Genomic DNA, 21007 nt, shown 5'->3' with positions numbered 1-21007 from the left:
GCAATGAGCGCGCCGGTGACCGTGCGCGTTCAGCGCGAGGACTTCGATCTCAATGGCGAGGTCGCGAAACTTTCGGCGGGACGGGCCGATATCGGTGCCGTCGTCACCTTTTCCGGGCTTTGCCGCGATGAAGCGGGCACGCTTGCCGCCCTCGAGCTCGAACATTATCCGGGCATGGCCGAGGCGGAAATCGAACGCATCTGCCGCGAGGCGGCCGAGCGTTTCTCGCTGCAGGCCGCGACCGCCATCCACCGCTACGGCAAGATCAGGCCCGGCGAAAACATCGTGCTGGTGGTCACCGCCTCGCGGCACCGGCAGGCTGCCTTCGACGGCGCCAACTTCATCATGGATTTCCTGAAGACTTCTGCGCCCTTCTGGAAGAAGGAGCACCTTGGCGACGGGACCAGCGGCGGCTGGGTCAGCGCCAAGGATGCCGACGACACGGCGCGGGAGCGCTGGTCGACGAAATAACGCTGCGCTGGCACGGAACACCCGTGGCCCATCCACCAGTCAAGGAATGATCTTCTCCTTGCGCGTCACCGCGAGCACGAGCACGAGAAAACCGAAGATCGCAAAGTCGCGCCACAGGATCGGACCATAGGCGCTCCACAGCGTTTCCAGCAGGCCGACCCCGGCGGCACCGAGTGCGGCGTAGAGCGGCGAGGCCTGGCCACCGATCGCGGCGATGAACAGCACCTTGACGCCGAAAGTGAGCCCCGTGCCGAAATCCATGTTGCCGTAGTAGGACGCAGCGAGAATGCCGCAGAAGGCAGCGATCAGCGACGCCGCGCCATAGGCGACGATGTAAACAGTCGCGGCATCGACGCCACAGAGCGCCGCAGCGCCCCGATCCTCCGATACTGCGCGCCAGAACCGCCCAGCCCGTGAATGCGTGAGATACCAGTGTCCGGCTGCCACGACCGCGGCCATGAGCACGATGTTGCCGAGCTGGATGACCGTCAGCGTCACTGGAAAGCGCGGATCGTCCCAGAAGACGATGTTGCCGTTCAGGAACGGCGGCAGCCAAAGGCTGCGCGTCTCGGAGGCGAGCCGCGCCGTTTCCATCAGGACCAGCAGGCAGCCGAGCGAGGCCACCACGACGGTGTTGGCTGACGAAAAGGCGAGCGGCCGCATGACATATCGCCCGGCAACGAGCCCGGCGCCAAGGCCGAAACTCAAGGCCGCAGCCGCGCCGAGGCCGAGGGCGGCCGGCAGCACCAGCCACAGCCGGTTCCAGCCGAAATCCGCAAACAGCACGAACATCTGGCCCGAGAAGGCAAAGAGCGCGCCATAGGTGAGATCCGCCCGGCGCGTCACGGCGAAGGCGATGGCATAGCCAAAGGCCAGCGCCGCATAAAGCGCGGCGACAGGGACGGCATTGGCGAGCTGCTGCAGAAAATAGAGCATGGCGCATCCGGAGCGTGACAAGATCAATATAACTGGTAAAATCATTTTTGCCAGTTAGGATTTTCGCATGACCTTCACCTGGACAGCCCATCGTTTTGCCGGCGGCGCCTTGGCGCTGGACGTGGCCAATTCCATCGTCCTGCGCTTCGATCCCGAGCGCCGGATCGACCGTTTCGCCGACGTTGCAGCGATCGATTCCTTTGCGGAAGCTGCCAACCGTTTCGGAGCGGAGAACACCCGCTTCGGCCCGCTGGCGCCGGTCGCGGCCGAAAACCGCGTCGGGCTGCTGCGGCTGCGCGAGGCAACCGATCGACACTTTCGCGCGGAGATATCGAACAGTGGCCGGCCGGAGTTCCTGGCCGACTTGCTGGAGGCAATCGCGGTGGTTCTGCGCGGTTCCGTTCCGCATGGCGGCGCGCTTCCGCTCGACACCGCAACCGCGCATTCGGCGCTCAGCCTTGCCGCCAACCCCGAGCCCGACCGGCTGAAGATCTGCCCGAATTGCGGCTGGCTGTTTCTCGACCGCAGCCGCAACCGCAGCCGGACCTGGTGCGACATGGCGGTCTGCGGCAATCGCAACAAGGCCAAGCGCCACTACCATCGCAACAGGGAAGAAGCAGGCCTATGACAAGGATGACCGGGATCTTGGCGGCACTTGCCGTCACACTCGCCACCACCGGCTGTCAGCGCGAGACCGGACCGGATCCGCTGAAGCTGACGGGCAAGATGTTCGTCTTCAACTATCGCCTCGCCTATGCGACCTACATGGTGACGCTCTCGAAGACCGAGCCGGTCCCGGATGGCAGCATCGTGGTCGCGCGCTTCGAAAACCCGGCTGGCGGCGACGCGCTGACGTTGGAACGCAAGCTCTTCCCGAAGCTGGAGAAGGTGGTGCTGGAAAGTCCCGACGTGACCTGCGTGAAGAAGGACCGTCCCTATGCGGTGACGATCGAGGTCAAAGGGCCGGAGGGACAGTCGCTGCAGAAACTCGAAACCACCGTGACGTCCGACGTCGATCAGGACATCATGCCGGCCAAGGCCCTGGTCGAAGGCCCGGCCTATGACAAGAACCCGGAGGTTTTCCGCGGCGGCAAGGCGCCGGCGCATTTCGAGACCGCGAAATGCCCGGTGTAAGCGACCGGCAACAAAAAGCCGGAGCGTTTCCGCTCCGGCTCAAATCCGAGTCAATTCAAGCCGTTGCGGCTCAAACTGGAGATTTTGAATCAGCCAACGATCTCGGTGCCCGAGAACCAGTAGGCGATTTCTTCGGCAGCGGTTTCCGGGGCATCCGAGCCGTGAACCGAGTTTTCGCCGATCGACAGGGCGTGAACCTTGCGGATGGTGCCTTCGGCAGCGTTCGCCGGGTTGGTGGCGCCCATGACTTCGCGGTTCTTGGCGATTGCGTTTTCGCCTTCCAGAACCTGAACGATCGTCGGGCCGGAGGACATGAATTCGACCAGTTCGCCGAAGAACGGACGTTCCTTGTGAACGGCGTAGAAGCCTTCGGCTTCGCGACGGCTCATCCAGACGCGCTTGGAGGCGACGACGCGCAGGCCGGCATCTTCGAGCATCTTGGTGATGGCGCCGGTCAGGTTGCGCTTGGTCGCGTCCGGCTTGATCATCGAGAAGGTACGTTCAATAGCCATTGGCTCAAATCCCTTGTTTCTTGAGAAGTGGCGGTTCATTAGCCGCCAATCCCGCGCAAAACAAGGGGGCCCGCCGATGATTCGGCTCGAGCCGAGCGGGTTTCATGCAGCCGTTACAGTCCGTCCGAGGCCGCCATGCAGGTCGAGGCAACGTTCGAACCAGTCGGTGACGGGATCGCCTGGCTGAAGCAGGCTTTGCGGCGAGACGATGCGCGCCCACTGAAACGCCCCGAAGACGATATAGTCGGCGAAAAGCGGTTCCGCGCCACCCAGGAAATCCTGAAACTTCAGCATGTGGCGAAGCGGCTCGAGCTTTTCGGCGAATGTTGCAAGGGCAGCCGGGCCGCCTTCGGCGACCGCTTCCAGCGACATGCCGAAGCGCTTTTCGCGGCTTTGCCGGAAATAGGCCTGATCGACCGGATCAAGGCTATCGTGAATATCCTGGATAATGATGCGGGCGATGGCGGGATGCAGCGTCGTCTGCGACCAGCCCTCCACGAAACGGGCGGTGGCCTTCGCACCCTTACCGGCGAAGAGCAGCGGGCGGTCCGGATAAGTCTCTTCGAGATAGAGGGCGATGTCGAAGCTGTCCTTCACCAGCCGTTCGCCGTCACGCAACAGCGGCACCAGCGTCGTGGCCCCGTCCTCGACGCCTGGGATTTCGGTGAAGCCGATCGGCACGACGTCAAAATCGAGCCCCTTATGCGCGAGCGACATCTTCGTCTTCCACACATGCGGCGAGAAGGGACGCGTCCTGTCGGACCCACAAAGCGAATAGAGTTTTCTCGGCATACAGACTCCCGGTCGGTTGGCGTCCCGTTGAACGACAAATCGGCGGCGTCATCAAATCAGTAAATTTCATGAGTGATATCAGCCACAGAAATGCAGTTTCGAGTTAGCGTCGCCGCCCCTTGAAGGAGATACCCAATGCTCGAGCACTTTCGCATGTTCGCCGACTATAACCGCTGGGCGAACCGCCTGATCTATGCCGCTGCGGCAGAATTGACCGATGCCGAATTGCGGGAAAATCGCGGCGCCTTCTTCGGCTCGCTGCTGGCGACCCTCAATCACATCCTTGTTGCCGATCGGGTGTGGATGAAGCGCTTTACGCACGAGGGTGATGCCCCCACTGCGCTCGATACGATCCTGCATGGCGATCTGCCGGCGCTCACCACCGCTCGCAATGCCGAGGACGAACGCATCATTGCCTGGATCGACAGCTTGAGCGAGGAACGCTTCCGCGCCGATGTCACCTACACGCCACTCACCAACCCGACGGTTATCACGCAGAAGCTGGCGCCGACGCTCGGGCACTTCTTCAACCATCAAACTCATCACCGTGGACAGGCGCATGCGACGCTGACCGCACTCGGCCAGCCGTCCGTGACGCTGGACCTGGCCTACTTCCTCAGGACTGACGGGTCACAATGGGCGTAGCGGAAAGCGCAGCGTCCCGAATCCGAGCGATCGTAGCGGTCGGAGTTCGCGCTCCCGCCACTCCGCAAGCTTCTTTAGAAGCTGACGCTGGCCGAGCCACCCGGCCAGGCCGAGCGCGATGCCGCCAACGATCGACAGGATCGAAAACGCAACCGGTGGCAGCGCCGGTTGCAGCGGCAGCATCAGCAGTTCGGGAACGAAGCGGTGCAGGATGTAGATGTGGAAGCCTGCCGCCGACAGAGGCAGGACGATCTGCGCCGACCAGTGCGGCAGGCTGATGCGCGGCAGATAAAGCAGCGCTGCCAGGACGGCGACTTGCAGGAGGTATTTGATCTTCGTCCCGATCCAGATCCCGTCGTATAGACCGAAGAACAGGAACGCCGCGGCGCCGGACAACATCAGCAGCAGGCGTTGCTTGCCGGTTTCGGCGACCGCGGCGCACCAGCCGATGACCGCGAGATAGAAAATCCATGGCAGAGTGAAGATCTGGCGATTGCCGATCGGCCACAGCAACGGTAGGGCCAACCTGGCGACGAGAGCGGCAAACAGCAGGGCCATGCCGGCGGCAAAGGGCCTCGCCGAAACAAAGCGCCGGAACTGCGGGATCGCGAAGAGCCCGACGAAGACGAGCATCATCTGGCAATAGGCTTCGATGAACCAGTAGAGATACGGCACCATGCCGTGTGCCTCCGGCAGGGCCACACCGAAATTGCCGACGAGGAAGACCGACGCCCAGGGCACCTCGCCCCAGGCTACCGCATAGGCAGCGACGATCAGATAGTAAGGCACCAGCACCTGGGCGAGCGGACGCAGGATGGCCGGGCCATCTCCGGCCAGAAGCGGCCCCATCTGGAAGCGGGCGAGGCTGAAGCCTGCGAGAACGACCATGGCTGCGGAGCCGCCGGGGATGGGCCAAAGCAATTCGTGGTGCAGGACGACGAGCAGAATCGCCAATGCCCGGATCAGCAGGTCCATCCCGATCCTTCGCGTGGCGGTCTCACGGCGCTCCTGCGCCGACAACTCGGCGATCGACAAGATCTCCCAGGCATCGGGAACTTGCCCCAGCGCCTTTTCCAGACCGATCGAGAGCTGAACGAAACGCAGGGAATCGCCGCCCAGCGACACAAAACTGTCGGAGCGCTTCACCCTCTTCGGATAGAAGACCTGCGCAAAAAGCTCTTCGATGCCGCCGCTGTCGTCGTCGACAGTCGCCGCCGCCTGGCGGGCCGCCATGTTGAGCGCGTTAAAGTCGACCTTGCCGCTGGAAAGCCGCGGCATTTCGGCAAGGGGCGTGGCCTTGAGATGCGCGAGCGTCAGCCCGCTCGCTTGCGCGAGGAACCGTCTGATCTCCTCGGCATCACGACCGCCGGCATAGAAAGCATGAAGGCCGGCATCGTCGCCGACTACGGCTGCTACGATGCCGCGCCTTTCGAGCGCCGCTTCCAGCCCATCGTGAGCGATCCTGAGGCCGGCAATCTTGGAAATCCGCTTCATGCGGCCGACGATCTGGAACAGGCCATCGGCATGGCGCATCGCGAGGTCACCGGTGCGCAGTTCGGTAAGCTCGGCGCCGCGACAAAGATCTTTGCGCGATGTGGCATACCCCATCATTACATTCGGGCCGCGATAGACGAGTTCGCCAGTCACGCCGTGACTTTCGATCGGCGCTCCGTTCTCGTTTTCGATCGAGAGGTGACCGCCGGGGATGGCTATGCCGATCCTCTCCTCATTGCCGGCAAGTGCCGCCGGCGGCACGAAGGCTATGCGCGCGGTGGCTTCCGTCTGGCCGTACATCGCAAAGAACGATGCGCCTTGGGCGCGAAGGTGGTCGTGATAGAGACGTATGATCTCCGGGCTCAACCGACCGCCGGCAACGGTCATGAAGCGCAAATGCGGGAACCGCCGTTCGCGGAAGCCCACCTTCTCCAGCAATTCGTAGGAATAGGGCACGCCCGCAAGGTTTGTGCTGTCGCTTGCGGCGAGACCATCGAGGAAGCCGGCATCGAGGATCGATCCGCCGGGAATATAGAGGCTTGCTCCAACCGCCAGGTGAGAGTTCAGCACCGACAGACCATAGGAATAGTGAAGCGGCAGGATGAGGCAACCGCGATCATCCGCCGTCAGGCCGAGATATTCTGCGATGGAAGCGGCATTTGCCGCGATGTTTTCCCGGGACAAGCGGACGGCCTTGCCGCAACCGGTGCTGCCGGAGGTGGAGAGCATCACCGCCAGCTCGGGATGCGGCGCCCTGCCGTCCTGCCGCACATACTCCGTGCGCCAGCGGCCATCGATCCGGCGAAAGCCGTAGTCGGGCTCGAAGGCATCGACCCAGGATCCGGCAGCGCCGGACTTCGGAGCCTGCATGGCCACAGCATGTCCCGCAGTCAGTGCCGCCAGGTAAGCGATGATCGCATGTTCGGAAAGTTCGGACTCGATCGCCACCAGTCCGCGTGAACCGCCGAAGGCGAGCGCCTGGCGGGCAACCCGTTCGCCGAGTTCCCGATAGGTGACTATCCGTTGCCCGGAAAAGACCAGCGCCGCGCGGTCACCCCATTTCGCCAGATCCGCAATGAACGAGAGGGACATCCTTGACCGTCGCTGTTGTCCGCGGGCTCCGATGCCCGATTTAGCAGCGCCGAATATAATTGGTGACTAAAGGCGTCAAGTATAAAGTTTGCCGAGCTGACGGCTGTCAGCTGGCATGCGATTCCCGGTTGCGCCGCGTCGCGAGCAGATGGAATTCAGCAACCATACCGGGCGGGAACGAGCAGTGACCCAAAATCTTCAGACTCCCTTAAATGCAGCCCTTCCATAGTGTTCCTCGATCCGGACATCAGCATCCGACAGACATTGAGGACCGACAGAATGACCAGGCAAGTTCCGGCGGACGCCAGCCGATCGCAGGCGAGGCAGGCAGCGATCATTCTGAAGGTGGCCCACGCGATGTCCGCGCATCGCATTGCTGCCCTGCCCCGCAATTACGAGCTTTTCTACGAAGCACTGTCCGGGCGTTTGCCGCAGCTTTCCCGGGAGCTTGGCGCGCTCGGGCACAACCCACAACAGGACTCGCTGGACGGGCTGGGCCTCAAGCATCGCCTCGTCTCCCACGCTTCCCTCGCCGCGAACCGGGCGAGAGCCGAGGCCCAGGAAGCCCTCGCCGACATGGCCAGCAAGCTCAAGCTTGCGCTGGCGCAGAAACAAGCGTTCAAGAACGAACTCGATCATTTCGCCGGTCGTCTTGCAGAAGATCCCGTCGCCCGCCTTACGGAGTTCGCCGACGCTGCCATACGGCTGCGAGAAGCGGCGGGTCGATTGATGAACGAAGAGAGCGCTCTGCAGCACCTCCTGGAAAACGGCGCACAACGCTTCGTCGAACTTGACGGCGATCTGGCCGAAAGCCGTCGGTCACTCACCCGTGACCCTGCCACCGGCCTGCCGAATCGGCTGGCACTTTCAGCGAAGCTCGACTCCATTCTCGAAACGGAGCGGATCGACCAACCGGTCGCCCTGCTTCTCGTCTCCGTGGAAGGGCTTCGCGAGATAGCCGAGCACCATGGCGGCACGGTTGCGGCCAAAGCGCTTGGCAAACTGTCGGCGCTGTTTCGCAAGTCGATCAAGAAAAACGACTTCGTTGCCCGCGTGGGCCAGCAGGACTTCGCCTTTGTCTGCCGGGACGTCAGCGCCGAAAACGCCGAGGCCATTGCGCGGCGCCTCCTGCAATCCGTAGAGGCAATGAAGGTCACCCTTCCCGGGCGCGTGCACACCACCGAGACGCTCTCGCTTGCGGCGGGCATCACCATCGCGCAGCCGGCATCGACGACCTCCGATCTCCTGATCCAGGCGGAGATCGCACTCGCCGGAGCGCGCGATGGCGCCGGCATCCTCGGCTATTCGGCGACACTCGGCCGCGACCGCGGCAAGATCTACAGTCAGAACGCCGCTTAGGTGCTCACACGTCAGGCGGCGACCGGCTGGCGGTTCTCGTCAATCTCCGTCGCCTTCTCCCGAAGACAGCCGAGCAGGCGGAAGAGCTCGGTGCGCTCGCAATCGTCGAGCGCCGAGAACAGTTCGTCGATCGTGCGATGACGTGGCTGCAGCGCCGCTTCCAGTGCCAGTCGGCCGCGATCGGTAATCGAGATGATCTTCGCGCGGCGGTCCTCCGGATCTGCTTCACGGACGACCATGCCGTCCCGTTCCAGTCCGTCGATCGCTTCGGTGACGGTTCTCGCTGCAAAGCCGAGTGCGGAGGCGATATCCGCACAGCGACGGGGTCCGAGCGTGTTGAGATAGAACAGGAATTTGCTGCGCGCGAGCGAAACGCCTTCCTCCGACATCGACGCGTTCACCAGGCGATGAACGCAGTGATAGAGATCGAAGAGCCGCTCGGCGACCTCGACTTTTTCTGTCATGGCAATGTACCTCTTTTGGCAACGCCAAAACGCAACAGCCCGGTCCCGCGTGGCGGGACCGGGCTGTTCGGTCAACCGTTTGGCGTGACTTACTGTTTGTTTTCGTCTGTCCGGCCGAAAGCCTTGGCGCCGCTGCTGGCGATCGCACCGGTTGCCGTCGCATCGACGGATCGGTCTTCGATACCTGCGTAGTAGTCGCCGCGGCTGGTCGTGCTCGCAGAGACGCCGGTGCCGGCGGAAGCCTCGGCGCGGCCGGTAAACAGCGGCGTGGAGCTCACGCCCTCATAGTAGCTGCCGCCGGCCACAGCGGCCGACGCGCCGCCAAGCATGGCGGCCGCAACGAGGATCGCGGCAATGGACTTCTTCATAAATCTGTTCCTTGGTGGAGATGGACAGTCGGGGCTAACCCCGTTCGGGCGCTTGGGAGGCCGCTTCATAAGATCACGGCGGTGATCAATCAAATCCCTCGAAAAAGGGTGCGGGCAGAAACCCGCACCCCCCTCTTCATCGTGGTCAGCGCGAGATGCCCTGATAATATTCGCCTTCGCCACCCTGCACGCTCTTCGGCGCAACGCCATAGCTCACCACCGAACCGGTGTTGGTGCGGTCGACATAGCCGGCTTCAGAATTGCCGATGGTAAAGGACGACTTGCCGGTAACGGCAGGCGTGCGCTCGGTATAGAGCGGCGTCGGGCTGACGCCTTCGTAGTAGCTGCCGCCGGCCAAGGCAGCGGAGGCGCCACCGAGGATGGCGGCTGCAACGAGAGCGGCGGAAAGAGCGGTCTGGATTGCGGTTTTCATGATCTTCACTCCTGGGAGGCTCGTTCGGTCGAACGAGGTTTCATCTAAAATGTCCGTGGCCGGATCGGTCGTCCCTCGGAACGCGGGGCCCTTGCCGATGGCGTTCAGTCGATCGAGGCGGTCAGAAGAGCGGTCCCTGCCCTTCCGATCATTGAGATGGTCCCTCACGATGAGGATGTGTAGTATCGATTGGCGGAACGCGTTGTTCAAAAATCGATAACAATGACCTCTTGAAATCCCGGACCGCCATCGCAGGAAAACGCAGCATAGCCGCGCCTCTTGCCTTCCCGGCCAAGTCCGGGCAAAAGGCCGCAATGATCCAGATTTCCGGCCTTTCCGCCCGCATCGCGGGACGTCTCCTCATCGAAAATGCATCCGTGACGCTTCCGGCGGGCACGAAGGCAGGGCTCGTGGGCCGAAACGGTGCCGGCAAATCGACGCTGTTTCGCATCATCACCGGCGACTTTGCCTCCGAAGCCGGCAGCATCTCGTTGCCCAAGAATGCCCGTATCGGCCAGGTGGCGCAGGAAGCGCCCGGCACCGAGGAGCCGCTGATCGAGATCGTGCTCAAGGCAGACAAGGAGCGCTCGGCGCTGATCGCCGAAGCGGAGACTGCGACCGACCCGCACCGCATCGCCGAGATCCAGACGCGGCTTGCCGATATCGGCGCCCACTCGGCCGAGTCGCGGGCGGCCAGCATCCTCGCCGGCCTCGGCTTCGACCACGAGACGCAGCAGCGGCCGGCATCGTCCTTCTCCGGCGGCTGGCGGATGCGCGTGGCCCTGGCCGCGGTGCTTTTCTCCGAGCCCGACCTGCTGCTGCTCGACGAGCCGACCAACTACCTCGACCTCGAAGGCACGCTCTGGCTGGAGGACTATGTCCGCCGCTATCCGCATACGGTCATCATCATCAGCCACGACCGCGATCTCCTGAACACCGCAGTCAACGCCATCGTGCACCTCGATCAGAAGAAGCTCACTTTCTATCGCGGCTCCTACGACCAGTTCGAACGGCAGAAGGCCGAGGCCGATGAATTGCAGATGAAGGCGAAGGCGAAAAACGACGCCGCCCGCAAGCATCTGCAGAGCTTCATCGACCGGTTCCGCGCCAAGGCGACGAAGGCCCGCCAGGCGCAGAGCCGCATCAAGGCGCTGGAGCGCATGGGAACGGTGGCCGCCGTCATCGAGGACCATGTCCAGGGTTTCTCCTTCCCGGATCCGGAGAAGGAAGCGGCATCGCCGATCATCGCCGTGACCGGCGGCGCCGTCGGCTACGAGCCCGGCAAGCCGATCCTCAAGCGGCTGAACCTCAGGATCGATACCGACGACCGCATCGCGCTGCTTGGCTCCAACGGCAACGGCAAGTCCACCTTCGCCAAATTCATCTCCGGTCGGCTGGCGCCTGAAGCGGGCGAATTGAAGATCGCGCCGAACCTCAAGGTCGGCTTCTTCGCCCAGCACCAGTTGGACGACCTCATCCCGGGCCAGAGCGCCGTGGAGCATGTGCGTCGGCGCATGCCGGACGCGCCGGAAGCCAAGGTGCGCTCGCGCGTGGCGCAGATGGGACTTGCGACAGAAAAGATGGAAACGCCCGCCAAGGATCTCTCCGGCGGCGAAAAGGCGCGGCTGCTGATGGGCCTTGCCGCCTTCGACGCGCCGAACCTGCTGATTCTCGACGAGCCGACCAACCACCTCGACATCGACAGCCGCAACGCGCTGATCACCGCACTCAACGACTATTCCGGCGCCGTGATCCTGATCTCGCATGATCGACACCTGATCGAGGCGACCGCCGATCGGCTGTGGCTGGTGCGCGATGGAACCGTGACGAGCTATGACGGCGACCTCGAGGATTATCGCAGCCAGATCGTCGGCGGCCCCAAGGTGAAGGACGAGAGGGCCAAGCCGGCGAGCACCGAAGACAGCGTTTCGAAGGCGGACCAGCGCAAGGCCAATGCCGACAAGCGCGCCTCGCTTGCGCCGCTTCGCAAGAAGATCAATGAAATCGAATCCTTGACCGGAAAGCTGGAGAAACTGATTCAGGCACTTGATGTGGAACTGGCCGATCCGGCGCTCTACGAAAAGTCGCCTGCGAAAGCTGCACAGAAGGCCAAGGAACGCGCCGACGCGGCAGCGAAACTCGTTCACGCCGAAGAGCAATGGCTTGAGCTTTCCGCCGAATACGAAGAGGCGATGGCCGGCTGACACAGGCCAACCGATCGCTCATCCCAGCTCAAACGTGGTGATGCCGTAGATCCGGGCAAGCGGCAGGCCGGGGTCTGGTCCGCGATACATGCGCGCCGTTTCGAACACCGGCCGCAGATTGTAGCGATCGCAAAGCGCCTTGGCCGAGGCGTTCGGTTCGGGGATATCGAGATAGACCTCGCTGCCGTTGACGCCGGAGGCGAGCTTGCGAAACACCAGATCGGCGCCGGTCTCCGTGTCGGAGAAGAGCGGTCCGATCTTGAAGCCGTTGCGGCAGGCACGAATCGTCCCGCAGGCGGCGACCGCCCCATCGCGCAGCAGCAAGACACTGCGCCGTCCATCACTCGACTTCAACCATTCCCGAAGGAATGCCTCGCGACGGGCCGGGACGAAGCGGCGGTCATATTCGGTGAGGAGCGACATATGAACCGGCGCGACCTCCAGGAGATCGGCACCCGGCGGCTCGACGACATCGATGACACCGCCATAGCGGATGTTCGCATGAGCGTAAGCGAAGCCGGATCGGCGATAATTCTTCTGCTGGGCGACCACGCCGTCGAGGCCGACGATGCGCCCATCGGCGGACGACATCGCCTGCTGCCACAATTGGCGGCCGATGCCCTGGCCGCGAAAGTCCGGCCGCGTGATGAAGAAGCCGAGAAAGCCATAGCTTTGGTTGTATCGCACCAGTGAAATGGCTCCGACGGGTCCTTCCTCTCCATCCGCGATCCAGTAACCGTCCGGGTCGGCCGTCCAGAACGGGCCTGCGTCGCCGAGGCCGGGATTCCAACCTTCCTCCGCGGCCCATTCGATCATGACATCGAGTTCGGCACGGCTTGCGCGACGGATTTGCAACTGCATGTTCACTCCTCTTCGGGCGGTCAGATCACCCTGTTGACCCGCCCCCGCTGGCGAGACGACACGGCACGTCCGGTGGTAGAGCTAGAGCGATGGCGTTCAGAGGGAATGATCGTCTGTCGATTTCCACGACATTGATGGCATATGTTGGCGGCAGACCGGCGGCGCTTGCCCCCTTTGCGCAATCTGCTACAAGAGCCGACAATAAGTCATACAAATCGAGCGGAACACCAATGGCCCCCATCAAAATTGCGCTTGTCGGCGTCGGCAAGATCGTTCGCGACCAGCATCTGCCGGCGATCGCCAGAAACGGCGACTATCACCTGATCGCCGCGGCCAGCCGGCATGGCACGGTCGACGGCATCGACAATTTCAAATCGATCGAGGCGATGCTCGAAGCCGTGCCTGCGATCGAGGCCGTGTCGCTCTGCATGCCGCCGCAGTATCGCTACGAGGCGGCCCGCACGGCGCTCGACGCCGGCAAGCACGTGTTCCTGGAAAAGCCGCCGGGCGCCACCCTTAGCGAAGTCGCGGACCTCGAAGCGCTGGCGGCATCGAAGGGGCTGTCGCTGTTTGCCAGCTGGCACTCCCGCTACGCACCGGCCGTGGAAGCGGCAAAGTCCTTTCTGGCGACTACGACGATCAATGATGTCCAGGTCATCTGGAAGGAAGACGTGCGCCACTGGCACCCGAATCAGGAATGGATCTGGGCGGCGGGCGGTCTCGGCGTGTTCGACCCGGGCATCAATGCACTTTCGATCGTCACCCACATCCTGCCGCGGCCGCTGTTCGTGACCTCGGCCGTGCTCGAATTCCCCGAGAATCGCGACGCGCCGATTGCCGCCAACATCAGCTTCACGGATGGGAAGAAACTGCCGGTTTCCGCCGAATTCGACTGGCGCCAGACCGGCAAGCAGAGCTGGGACATCGTCGCCCGGACCGCGGCAGGCGAGATGGTGCTGTCCGAAGGCGGCGCCAAGCTCGCCATCGATGGCAAGCTCGTGCACCAGGAGCCCGAACAGGAATACCCGATGCTCTATCGGCGCTTCGCCGAGATCGTCAAAGCCGGGACGTCGGATGTCGATCTGGCGCCGCTGCGCCATGTCGCCGATGCCTTCATGCTCGGCAAGCGCAAGTTCGTCGAAGCGTTCCACGATTGAACTTCTGAGCACGGCAGAAACACGAAGCCCGCGGCATCGGCCGCGGGCTTTCTCGTCGCAATGCGTTGTAAACTCAAGCCTTCTTTTCCCAGCGGCCGTCGCGGTTCTGCTGCCAGTAGGTGAGGTTGTGCCCCTCCCCCTTCAACCGCTTCCAATGGGCGCGCGCACCCTCGAGCTGATCCTGGTCGTAACCATCGAACATGAAGACGACGCGCTCGTAGGTCGAAACATCAGGCGGGCTGGCGCCGTCAATGACGAAGCGAACCGTCGCGGCATTCGCATTGCCTTCGTCGGCCACCAGCAAGACCGGCTGATCTGCGGCGAAGTCGCCGGCATCCGTGCCATGCGGCAGGAAGCTTTCGTCGCGATAGACCCACAGATGCGTGTCGAGCGCGTCGCGCCGCTCGGCATCGATCGTCTGCACAGCCACCCGCCAGCCGCGCTCGACGCTCTTGTCGAGCAACGGCGGCAACGCGTCTTCGAGTTTCGATTCCGTCAGGTGATAGAACAGGATTTCGGTCATCCCGATTGCTTCCCGCCTTTCGTCACGTCCGTCGCGGCCGGTCAGGATTCGTAGCTCGCCCGCACCAGTTCATCGAGCAGCCGGACACCGAATCCCGAGCCCCAGGACTGGTTGACCTCGTCCGTCGGCGCGCCCATGGCGGTGCCGGCGATATCGAGATGCGCCCAAGGCGTATCCTTGACGAAACGCTTCAGGAACTGCGCCGCCGTTACCGCACCGCCGTGCCGGCCGCCGGTGTTCTTCATGTCGGCGAACTTGCTGTCGATCATCTTGTCGTATTCCTTGCCGAGCGGCATGCGCCACAGGCGTTCCTGCGTCGCGATGCCGGCGGCGAGCAACTGACCGGCCAGGCGGTCGTCGTTCGAGAACAGGCCGGCGTGGTGGGTTGCGAGCGCGACCATGATGGCGCCGGTCAAGGTCGCGAGATCGATGATCGCCTGCGGCTTGAAGCGGTCGTTGCAGTACCACAGCGCATCGCACAGCACGAGGCGGCCTTCGGCATCGGTGTTGATCACCTCGATCGTCTGGCCGGACATCGAGGTCACGATGTCGCCGGGGCGCTGTGCGCTGCCGTCGGGCATGTTTTCCACAAGGCCGATGATGCCGATGGCGTTGACCTTCGCTTCGCGCGCAGCGAGCACATGCATGAGGCCGATGACGGCGGCGGCGCCGCCCATGTCACCCTTCATCTCCTCCATGCCGGCGGCCGGCTTGATCGAGATGCCACCGCTGTCGAAGACGACGCCCTTGCCGACGAAGGCGAGCGGACGCTCCTTGGCCTTGCCGCCCTTCCACTGCATGACAACGAGCCGCGGCGGGCGGGTAGACCCCTGCGCCACACCCAGCAGCGCGCCCATGCCGAGTTTCTTCATTTCCTTTTCGGTGAGAATCTCCACCTCGACGCCGAGCTTCTCCAGATCCTTTGCCTTGGCGGCAAACTCGACCGGGCCCAACACGTTCGCCGGCTCGTTCACCAGATCGCGCGCCAGGAAGACGCCCTCGGCAACCGCCTGCGCGGTGGCGAAGGCCTTCTTCGCGGCGATAACGGTGCCGGTGACGATCGTTACCTTGGCCGGCTTGCCGGAGAACTTGGCATCGTCGTCGGCTTTCTTGGTCTTGTAGCCATCGAATCTGTAGGCGTTCATCTCCATGCCGAGCGCGAAATCGGCGGCCGCCTTGCCGGTCACGTCAACCTCGGGCGCGTCGATGAAGACGGTCACCTTGTCGGCCGAACCGAGCTTCGCGGCAACGGCACCGCCGGCCTTCAGCCAATCGTGTTCCGTAAGCGCATCCGCTTCTCCAAGCCCGAGCACGATGATTCGGTCTGCAGGCGAGCCATGCGGCGCGACGATATCGAGGCTGGAGAACGCCTTTGCAGTGAACTTCTTCACCTTCGCCGCCTTCGTCACGACGTCTTCCGGATCGGCGACATCGGCGCCGGCTGCAGCTCCGCCGCCCGACGTCTTGAGGAGCACGGCGACACCGCCGCTCGGCCGGTGGGACTTGGCAAAGGTGAACTCGAACTTCATCGGCATTGAAAAACTCCGGCTACTTTCTTGTCTCTGCGCGCATCCGGAGAATCGAAAGAAGCTTCCGAGAGCCGGCGCCAGGGCAAGGTGATGGTGGCCGCGACGCGCTGGGATGACACGGCGAGGCTTGTGGCGATCCGCCCTGTTACCGGGCGGTTACAGTGGAAAATATTCGCAACATTCGCCACCGTCAAAGCTGTGGCCGGCACCCTTCTCGCTTTTCAACCGCTTGGCAAGATGCCCCCGGATGTTTACATGCGGTTAACCGAGGTTCTTCGCCTTAAATTATCCCTGTTGCTTCAGAATTTGAGCGACGCGAATAGCAGGCAGGAATCAGGCTTCGGCTTGGACCCGGGCAAAGCCCGGCCCGATGCCGCCGCCGGAACAGAAACATGAGCAGGATTTTGGACCGGACACGGGCATGAAGCTGATCGAACGCTACATATTCCGGCGTGCCTTGATCATGTTCCTGGCGACACTCCTGCCATTGCTCGGCATCGTGTGGACGACGCAGGCGCTTGCCAACGTCAATCTGGTCACCGACAGCGGCCAGTCGGTTCTGGCCTTCGCCAAGCTGGCAACGCTCATCCTGCCTTCGGTCATCCCGATCATCCTGCCCTTTGCACTGGTCATCGGCGTCACCCAGACGCTCACTACGATGAACACCGATTCGGAACTGACGGTGCTCAACGCTGCCGGCAGCTCGCGCATGGCCATCATCCGGCCGGTCATCTACCTGGCAGTGGGCCTGAGCGTCCTGTCTTTCGCCGTCGACAATTTCGTCGAGCCCTATTCGCGCGTTTCGGTACGCAAGATGCTGGCGACCGCCAATGCGGATCTGCTGTCGTCCGTCGTTCAGGAGAACTCGTTCCGCAAGGTTGCCGACGGACTCTATGTCCAGGTCGGTGCGCGGCGAAGCGGCGGCGTATTGCAGGGCATCTTCGTTGCCGATTCGCGCAATCCAGCCTTCGAACTCGTCTATTACGCCCGCGAAGGCGCGGTCGACGAAAAAAGCTCCGCGCTGGTGATGAAGGACGGCGAGGTGCAACGCAAACTGCCGGACGGCAGCGTCTCGATCATCAAGTTCGATTCCTATGCCTTCGACCTCGCCGACATGACCAAGACGACGCGCGAGGCGACGATCCGGGCGAAGGACCGGGACCTCGCCGGACTGCTCAATCCCGATCCGAACGATCAGGTCTACAAGAACAAGCCGCTTGCCTTTACCGCCGAGATCAACCGCCGCCTGACGGAGTGGACCTTCCCGCTGCTGTTCGGGCTGATCGCACTGGTGTTCAGCAGCGATGCGCGGTCTCACCGGGAAGCGCGCCTCCATCCCATGGTGAGCGCGCTCGGAACGGCGCTGCTCATCCGCTGGATGACCTTCTATGCCGGCAACAGCGCCGAGGATTCCATCTGGTTCGTGCCCCTGATGTACATCGTGCCACTTGCAGCCGGTGCGCTCTGCATTCACCAGCTCGTGAGCAACAAGCGTCTCGACATCCCGATGACCTGGCAGGAAAAGCTGCAGGATCTCCTTGAACGCCTGCGCCTGGTGCGGCGTGACGCCGAAGGAGGGCAGCCATCATGATGGGCACGCTCGGACGCTACTTCTTCATCCGCTACGCGGTCACCACTTTCTGGTTTCTCGTCGGCATCTTCTCGCTGATCTTCATCATCGACTTCAGCGAGCAGGCAAGCCGCCTGGCGAACCTGCCACATTATTCGATCACCGGCGCCCTGCTGATGACCGCGCTTCGCATCCCGCTGATCCTGCAGCAGACGATTCCGTTTGTGGCGCTGTTTTCGGCAATGGCGGCGCTGATCTCCCTTAACCGGCGCTACGAACTGGTCGTGACCCGCGCCGCAGGTATCTCCGTCTGGCAGTTCCTGCGCCCGTTCGTGCTGGGCGCCTTCCTCTTCGGCGTGCTCGCCGTGATCGCGCTCAACCCGCTGGCAGCCTGGGGCACGAAACGTGGGGAGGCACTGCTGGCGGAATGGGGCGCCTCGCGTTCCTCCGACGCGGGGTCGATTCCGTGGCTGCGACAGATCTACAACGGGACCGATACGATCATCGGCGCGCGCTCGGTCCAGGACAACGGCACGACGCTCCTCAACGTCACCGTCATCCACTTCGATCCACAGGGCTCGATCATTCTGAGACAGGATGCGGCCTCGGCGAAGCTCGAAGATGGTTACTGGCTTCTTAACCAGGTAACGGAAACGCGCAACGGACAACTGCCGCGTCGTTTGAAAACAGCACAACTCAGCACCAATCTGAAGGCTGAGTTTGTTCAGGAACGTCTTGCAAAGGCTGATTCCATTCAGTTTTTTGACCTGCCCGGCAAGATCGAAGTGGCTCGCTCTTTTGGTTTTTCAACCAATGCCATGGAAACCCAATTCCACTCGATGCTCTCGCTGCCGCTGCTTCTCGTCGCCATGACGCTGATCGCCGCCTGCGTGTCGCTCAAATTTAGCCGGTTCAACCAATCTCGCTCCGTAATTCTCGGTGGCATCCTTTCAGGCTTCGTGCTTTATGTCGTCACCGTGCTTGTCAAAGCATTCGGGAGCAGCGGCATTGTGCCTCCTTTCGTTGCAGCCTGGTTGCCAGTTGTTGTAGCGATGGCGCTGGGCTCGACGATTCTTTTAAATCAGGAGGATGGCTAGTGGCGGTAGTGAACCGCAAACGCATGACGCTGATCAACGCTACCCTGCTCGCAGGCGTGGCGCTGCAGACACTTGCCATGGGAATGAGTGCGCCTGCTATGGCGCAGCAGGCTTCGGACCGCCTCGATTCGCTGCGTCCGAACATGCCAGAAGACGCCAAGCTGCTTCTGTCCGCCAATGAGCTCGTCTACAACAAGGACGCCGAGAAGGTGATCGTGCGCGGCAACGTGCAGATCGACTACGGCGGCTACAAGATGGTGGCCCGCCAGGTCGAGTACGACCAGAAGAATGGCCGCATCTATGCATCCGGGGACATCCAGTTCATCGAGCCGGGCGGCAATGTCGTCTACGCCGACAAGATGGACGTCACCGACGATTTCGGCAACGGTTTCCTTGAGCAGATGCGCATCGAAACCACCGACCTGACCCGACTTGCCGCAACGAGCGGCGAGCGGCGGAACGGCGAGGAATTCATCCTGAACGAGGCCGTCTACACGGCCTGCACACCCTGCGCGACCAAGCCGGAACATCGCTCGCTGTGGCATATCAAGGCGCAGCGCGTCATTCAGAACGGCCGTACGCGGACGATTCGCCTGGAGAACGCCCGTTTCGAGCTCTTCGGCAAGCCCATCGCCTATATTCCGGTGATGGAGTTGCCCGACCATACGGTCAAGCGCAAGAGTGGCTTCCTTTTCCCGACCTTCCGCTCGGCGCAGAAGCTCGGCGTCGGCGTCGGCGTTCCCTACTATTGGGCGATCTCGCCCTATATGGATGCGACGGCAACCGTTACGGGCCTGACCCGGCAGGGTTTCCTGCTGGAAGGCGAGTTCCGCCAGCGGTTCCACAACGGCTTCCATACGCTGAACGTCGCCGGCATCAGCCAGCTCGACAGGAGCAAGTTCACGCCTGGCACGGTGGACGCCGAGAAGACCAGTCGCGGCATGATCGCGTCGAAGGCCGAGTTCGAGATCAATCCGCGCTGGACGTTCGGCTGGAACGTTCTCGTCCAGTCGGACGCCAACTTCGCCAAGACCTACGAACTGTCGAACTTCGACGGAACGACCTATGTCAACCAGGCCTACCTGACCGGGCTCGGCAAGCGAAACTTCTTCGACCTGCGCGCCTTCTACTTCGACATTCAGGACGCGGACCCGAACAGCATCAAGGAAAATCAGCAGCCTGCGGCGCAGGTTCTCGATTACTCCTACAAGGCGCCTCAGCCCATTTTGGGCGGCGAACTTTCGGCAACCGTCAACCTGACGAACATCAAGCGCAATCGGCTGGACCTCGAGAATGTTCCAGGCGTCGTCGATCGCTTCCGCGGTCTGGAGGGCACAACCCACCGCCTGACGGGCGAGCTTGAATGGAAGCGCACTTTCATCGCCCCCGGCGGCCTCGTCGTCACACCGCTTCTGGCGGCGCGCGGTGATGCCCTCGGGCTCAACATGGACGCGCCAGGACCGCTCTATACCGGCGACTACAACACCAGCGACGCGACGACGCGGCGCATGTTGACCGCCGGTCTCGAGGCCCGTTACCCGATTCTCTTCGTCGGCGAGGACAGCAGCCACGTGCTCGAGCCGATCGCTCAGCTCTATGCACGCCCGGACGAACAGGATGCCGGCGGCCTGCCGAACGAAGACGCCCAGAGCTTCGTGTTCGACGCGACCAACCTTTTCGACCGCGACAAGTTCTCGGGCTTCGACCGGGTCGAAGGTGGCACGCGCGCCAACGTCGGCTTCCGCTATACCGGCACCTTCGACAGCGGCTATGGCCTCCGCGGTGTCGTCGGTCAGTCCTTCCATCTCGGTGGCCTGAATTCGTTTGCAACCGACGACCTGGTGAAGACCGGCGCGAACTCCGGTCTGGAAACGAAGAGCTCAGACTATGTCGCGATGTTCGGCATCGATGCACCGTCCGGCCTGATGGCTAGCCTCTCGGGCCGTCTCGACGAAAAGGATCTGGCACTGCGTCGTGCCGATGCGACCGTCGGGTACCTCGGCACGACGTGGCAGGCGGCGATGACCTATACGCGCATCGAAGCGCAGCCGCTTTATGGTTCGCAGGTGGATCAGGACGAAATCCAGACGGCCGCCGCCTATAAGTTCCACGACTATTGGTCGGTCTTTGGTGCCATCACCTACGACATCAACCGGGACGTCATCTCGCGCAACGGCTTCGGCATCACCTACGACGATCAGGACACCCTGTTCTCGATCGTCTACAAGCAGGAACGCGATACCGGCAGCACGCTGGCGAACGATTGGTCGATCGGTGCCAGGATCAGCTTCCGCACCCTCGGCGACGTCAATGTCGGCGACACCAAGTTCGAAGAGCTGGACTACTATTAAGATCATTGGAACGAG

Annotated in this window: 21 protein-coding genes; 11 read left to right on the top strand and 10 right to left on the bottom strand. The window is 62.6% G+C overall.

The features are described from left to right. Positions 1-3 precede the first annotated feature (3 nt). Positions 4-471, top strand: a complete 468-nt coding sequence (locus tag AC1Z3V_RS23175) for a molybdenum cofactor biosynthesis protein MoaE (protein ID WP_429808494.1) — start codon at positions 4-6, stop codon at positions 469-471. Positions 472-510: 39 nt separating this feature from the next. Here AC1Z3V_RS23175 and AC1Z3V_RS23170 read toward each other — a convergent pair whose 3' ends face one another. Beyond that, positions 511-1407, bottom strand: a complete 897-nt coding sequence (locus AC1Z3V_RS23170; RefSeq protein WP_483501972.1) for a branched-chain amino acid ABC transporter permease — start codon at positions 1405-1407, stop codon at positions 511-513. 67 nt (positions 1408-1474) lie between these two features. Between AC1Z3V_RS23170 and AC1Z3V_RS23165 the strand changes: the two genes are divergently transcribed. Further along, positions 1475-2035, top strand: a complete 561-nt coding sequence (locus tag AC1Z3V_RS23165; RefSeq protein ID WP_483501970.1) for a CGNR zinc finger domain-containing protein — start codon at positions 1475-1477, stop codon at positions 2033-2035. 5 nt (positions 2036-2040) lie between these two features. Next, positions 2041-2541 (top strand): hypothetical protein, encoded by a 501-nt coding sequence (locus AC1Z3V_RS23160; RefSeq protein ID WP_483501968.1) that lies wholly within the window; start codon positions 2041-2043, stop codon positions 2539-2541. 89 nt (positions 2542-2630) lie between these two features. Here the strand turns inward: AC1Z3V_RS23160 and ndk are convergent, their stop codons facing one another. Both ndk and AC1Z3V_RS23150 read right to left on the bottom strand, forming a co-directional pair. After that, positions 2631-3053, bottom strand: a complete 423-nt coding sequence (ndk, locus tag AC1Z3V_RS23155) for a nucleoside-diphosphate kinase (RefSeq protein WP_153441477.1) — start codon at positions 3051-3053, stop codon at positions 2631-2633. Between the two features lie 102 nt (positions 3054-3155). Continuing rightward, positions 3156-3845: a glutathione S-transferase family protein gene (locus AC1Z3V_RS23150; RefSeq protein ID WP_483501966.1), complete on the bottom strand. Its 690-nt coding sequence runs from the start codon at positions 3843-3845 to the stop codon at positions 3156-3158. A gap of 135 nt (positions 3846-3980) precedes the next feature. Here AC1Z3V_RS23150 and AC1Z3V_RS23145 point away from each other — a divergent pair, with 135 nt between their 5' ends. After that, positions 3981-4490, top strand: a complete 510-nt coding sequence (locus tag AC1Z3V_RS23145) for a DinB family protein (protein WP_483501964.1) — start codon at positions 3981-3983, stop codon at positions 4488-4490. Here AC1Z3V_RS23145 and AC1Z3V_RS23140 read toward each other — a convergent pair. Further along, complete coding sequence (locus AC1Z3V_RS23140) at positions 4476-7076, bottom strand: AMP-binding protein (RefSeq protein WP_483501962.1); 2601 nt, start codon at positions 7074-7076, stop codon at positions 4476-4478. The two genes, AC1Z3V_RS23145 and AC1Z3V_RS23140, sit on opposite strands and share 15 nt — an antisense overlap. Positions 7077-7355: 279 nt before the next feature. On the opposite strand from AC1Z3V_RS23140, the gene AC1Z3V_RS23135 reads away from it, so the two are divergent. Further along, on the top strand, positions 7356-8435 hold the full coding sequence (locus AC1Z3V_RS23135) for a GGDEF domain-containing protein (RefSeq protein WP_483501961.1): 1080 nt from the start codon (positions 7356-7358) through the stop codon (positions 8433-8435). A gap of 11 nt (positions 8436-8446) precedes the next feature. Here the strand turns inward: AC1Z3V_RS23135 and AC1Z3V_RS23130 are convergent, their stop codons facing one another. The 3 genes from AC1Z3V_RS23130 to AC1Z3V_RS23120 form a co-directional block, all read right to left on the bottom strand. Continuing rightward, positions 8447-8899, bottom strand: a complete 453-nt coding sequence (locus AC1Z3V_RS23130; protein WP_483501959.1) for a MarR family winged helix-turn-helix transcriptional regulator — start codon at positions 8897-8899, stop codon at positions 8447-8449. Positions 8900-8988: 89 nt separating this feature from the next. Next, positions 8989-9267: a hypothetical protein gene (locus AC1Z3V_RS23125; RefSeq protein WP_429808471.1), complete on the bottom strand. Its 279-nt coding sequence runs from the start codon at positions 9265-9267 to the stop codon at positions 8989-8991. A gap of 145 nt (positions 9268-9412) precedes the next feature. Continuing rightward, complete coding sequence (locus AC1Z3V_RS23120; RefSeq protein ID WP_483501957.1) at positions 9413-9700, bottom strand: hypothetical protein; 288 nt, start codon at positions 9698-9700, stop codon at positions 9413-9415. A gap of 314 nt (positions 9701-10014) precedes the next feature. Between AC1Z3V_RS23120 and AC1Z3V_RS23115 the strand changes: the two genes are divergently transcribed. After that, the gene (locus tag AC1Z3V_RS23115; protein WP_483501956.1) at positions 10015-11904 is read left to right on the top strand and encodes an ABC-F family ATP-binding cassette domain-containing protein; all 1890 of its coding nucleotides are present in this window, start codon (positions 10015-10017) and stop codon (positions 11902-11904) included. An 18-nt stretch (positions 11905-11922) separates the two neighbouring features. Here the strand turns inward: AC1Z3V_RS23115 and AC1Z3V_RS23110 are convergent, their stop codons facing one another. Next, positions 11923-12765, bottom strand: a complete 843-nt coding sequence (locus AC1Z3V_RS23110; RefSeq protein ID WP_483501954.1) for a GNAT family N-acetyltransferase — start codon at positions 12763-12765, stop codon at positions 11923-11925. A 230-nt stretch (positions 12766-12995) separates the two neighbouring features. On the opposite strand from AC1Z3V_RS23110, the gene AC1Z3V_RS23105 reads away from it, so the two are divergent. Then, positions 12996-13922, top strand: coding sequence for a Gfo/Idh/MocA family protein (locus AC1Z3V_RS23105; RefSeq protein WP_483501952.1), 927 nt, complete (start codon positions 12996-12998; stop codon positions 13920-13922). 73 nt (positions 13923-13995) lie between these two features. On the opposite strand, the gene AC1Z3V_RS23100 is transcribed toward AC1Z3V_RS23105, so the two are convergent. Together AC1Z3V_RS23100 and AC1Z3V_RS23095 are read right to left on the bottom strand one after the other, a co-directional pair. Continuing rightward, positions 13996-14445 carry a DNA polymerase III subunit chi gene (locus AC1Z3V_RS23100; protein ID WP_483501950.1) on the bottom strand — a complete coding sequence of 150 codons (450 nt, stop codon included), beginning with the start codon at positions 14443-14445 and terminating at the stop codon, positions 13996-13998. 41 nt (positions 14446-14486) lie between these two features. Further along, positions 14487-15980 (bottom strand): leucyl aminopeptidase, encoded by a 1494-nt coding sequence (locus AC1Z3V_RS23095; RefSeq protein WP_483501949.1) that lies wholly within the window; start codon positions 15978-15980, stop codon positions 14487-14489. A gap of 21 nt (positions 15981-16001) precedes the next feature. On the opposite strand from AC1Z3V_RS23095, the gene AC1Z3V_RS23090 reads away from it, so the two are divergent. From AC1Z3V_RS23090 to AC1Z3V_RS23075, 4 genes are read left to right on the top strand one after another with little or no spacing between them, the layout of a single operon-like run. After that, on the top strand, positions 16002-16370 hold the full coding sequence (locus tag AC1Z3V_RS23090; RefSeq protein WP_483501947.1) for a hypothetical protein: 369 nt from the start codon (positions 16002-16004) through the stop codon (positions 16368-16370). A gap of 25 nt (positions 16371-16395) precedes the next feature. Continuing rightward, positions 16396-17565 carry an LPS export ABC transporter permease LptF gene (lptF, locus tag AC1Z3V_RS23085; RefSeq protein ID WP_429808450.1) on the top strand — a complete coding sequence of 390 codons (1170 nt, stop codon included), beginning with the start codon at positions 16396-16398 and terminating at the stop codon, positions 17563-17565. Continuing rightward, positions 17559-18641 carry an LPS export ABC transporter permease LptG gene (gene lptG / locus AC1Z3V_RS23080; RefSeq protein ID WP_429808934.1) on the top strand — a complete coding sequence of 361 codons (1083 nt, stop codon included), beginning with the start codon at positions 17559-17561 and terminating at the stop codon, positions 18639-18641. Before lptF ends, lptG begins: the two co-directional genes overlap by 7 nt. Then, positions 18641-20992 (top strand): LPS-assembly protein LptD, encoded by a 2352-nt coding sequence (locus AC1Z3V_RS23075; RefSeq protein ID WP_483501945.1) that lies wholly within the window; start codon positions 18641-18643, stop codon positions 20990-20992. Before lptG ends, AC1Z3V_RS23075 begins: the two co-directional genes overlap by 1 nt. Positions 20993-21007 lie beyond the last annotated feature (15 nt).

Source organism: Ensifer sp. 38_S197, assembly GCF_056924495.1.
The sequence above is the reverse complement of the archived record's forward strand: the minus strand, read 5'-3'. Positions and strand labels throughout refer to the sequence as shown.

Coding starts and splice junctions, on each gene's coding strand:
- AC1Z3V_RS23175 (WP_429808494.1), top strand. CDS start 4: ATGAGCGCGCCGGTGACCGTGCGCGTTCAGCGCGAGGACTTCGATCTC.
- AC1Z3V_RS23170 (WP_483501972.1), bottom strand. CDS start 1,407: ATGCTCTATTTTCTGCAGCAGCTCGCCAATGCCGTCCCTGTCGCCGCG.
- AC1Z3V_RS23165 (WP_483501970.1), top strand. CDS start 1,475: ATGACCTTCACCTGGACAGCCCATCGTTTTGCCGGCGGCGCCTTGGCG.
- AC1Z3V_RS23160 (WP_483501968.1), top strand. CDS start 2,041: ATGACCGGGATCTTGGCGGCACTTGCCGTCACACTCGCCACCACCGGC.
- ndk (WP_153441477.1), bottom strand. CDS start 3,053: ATGGCTATTGAACGTACCTTCTCGATGATCAAGCCGGACGCGACCAAG.
- AC1Z3V_RS23150 (WP_483501966.1), bottom strand. CDS start 3,845: ATGCCGAGAAAACTCTATTCGCTTTGTGGGTCCGACAGGACGCGTCCC.
- AC1Z3V_RS23145 (WP_483501964.1), top strand. CDS start 3,981: ATGCTCGAGCACTTTCGCATGTTCGCCGACTATAACCGCTGGGCGAAC.
- AC1Z3V_RS23140 (WP_483501962.1), bottom strand. CDS start 7,076: ATGTCCCTCTCGTTCATTGCGGATCTGGCGAAATGGGGTGACCGCGCG.
- AC1Z3V_RS23135 (WP_483501961.1), top strand. CDS start 7,356: ATGACCAGGCAAGTTCCGGCGGACGCCAGCCGATCGCAGGCGAGGCAG.
- AC1Z3V_RS23130 (WP_483501959.1), bottom strand. CDS start 8,899: ATGACAGAAAAAGTCGAGGTCGCCGAGCGGCTCTTCGATCTCTATCAC.
- AC1Z3V_RS23125 (WP_429808471.1), bottom strand. CDS start 9,267: ATGAAGAAGTCCATTGCCGCGATCCTCGTTGCGGCCGCCATGCTTGGC.
- AC1Z3V_RS23120 (WP_483501957.1), bottom strand. CDS start 9,700: ATGAAAACCGCAATCCAGACCGCTCTTTCCGCCGCTCTCGTTGCAGCC.
- AC1Z3V_RS23115 (WP_483501956.1), top strand. CDS start 10,015: ATGATCCAGATTTCCGGCCTTTCCGCCCGCATCGCGGGACGTCTCCTC.
- AC1Z3V_RS23110 (WP_483501954.1), bottom strand. CDS start 12,765: ATGCAGTTGCAAATCCGTCGCGCAAGCCGTGCCGAACTCGATGTCATG.
- AC1Z3V_RS23105 (WP_483501952.1), top strand. CDS start 12,996: ATGGCCCCCATCAAAATTGCGCTTGTCGGCGTCGGCAAGATCGTTCGC.
- AC1Z3V_RS23100 (WP_483501950.1), bottom strand. CDS start 14,445: ATGACCGAAATCCTGTTCTATCACCTGACGGAATCGAAACTCGAAGAC.
- AC1Z3V_RS23095 (WP_483501949.1), bottom strand. CDS start 15,980: ATGCCGATGAAGTTCGAGTTCACCTTTGCCAAGTCCCACCGGCCGAGC.
- lptF (WP_429808450.1), top strand. CDS start 16,396: ATGAAGCTGATCGAACGCTACATATTCCGGCGTGCCTTGATCATGTTC.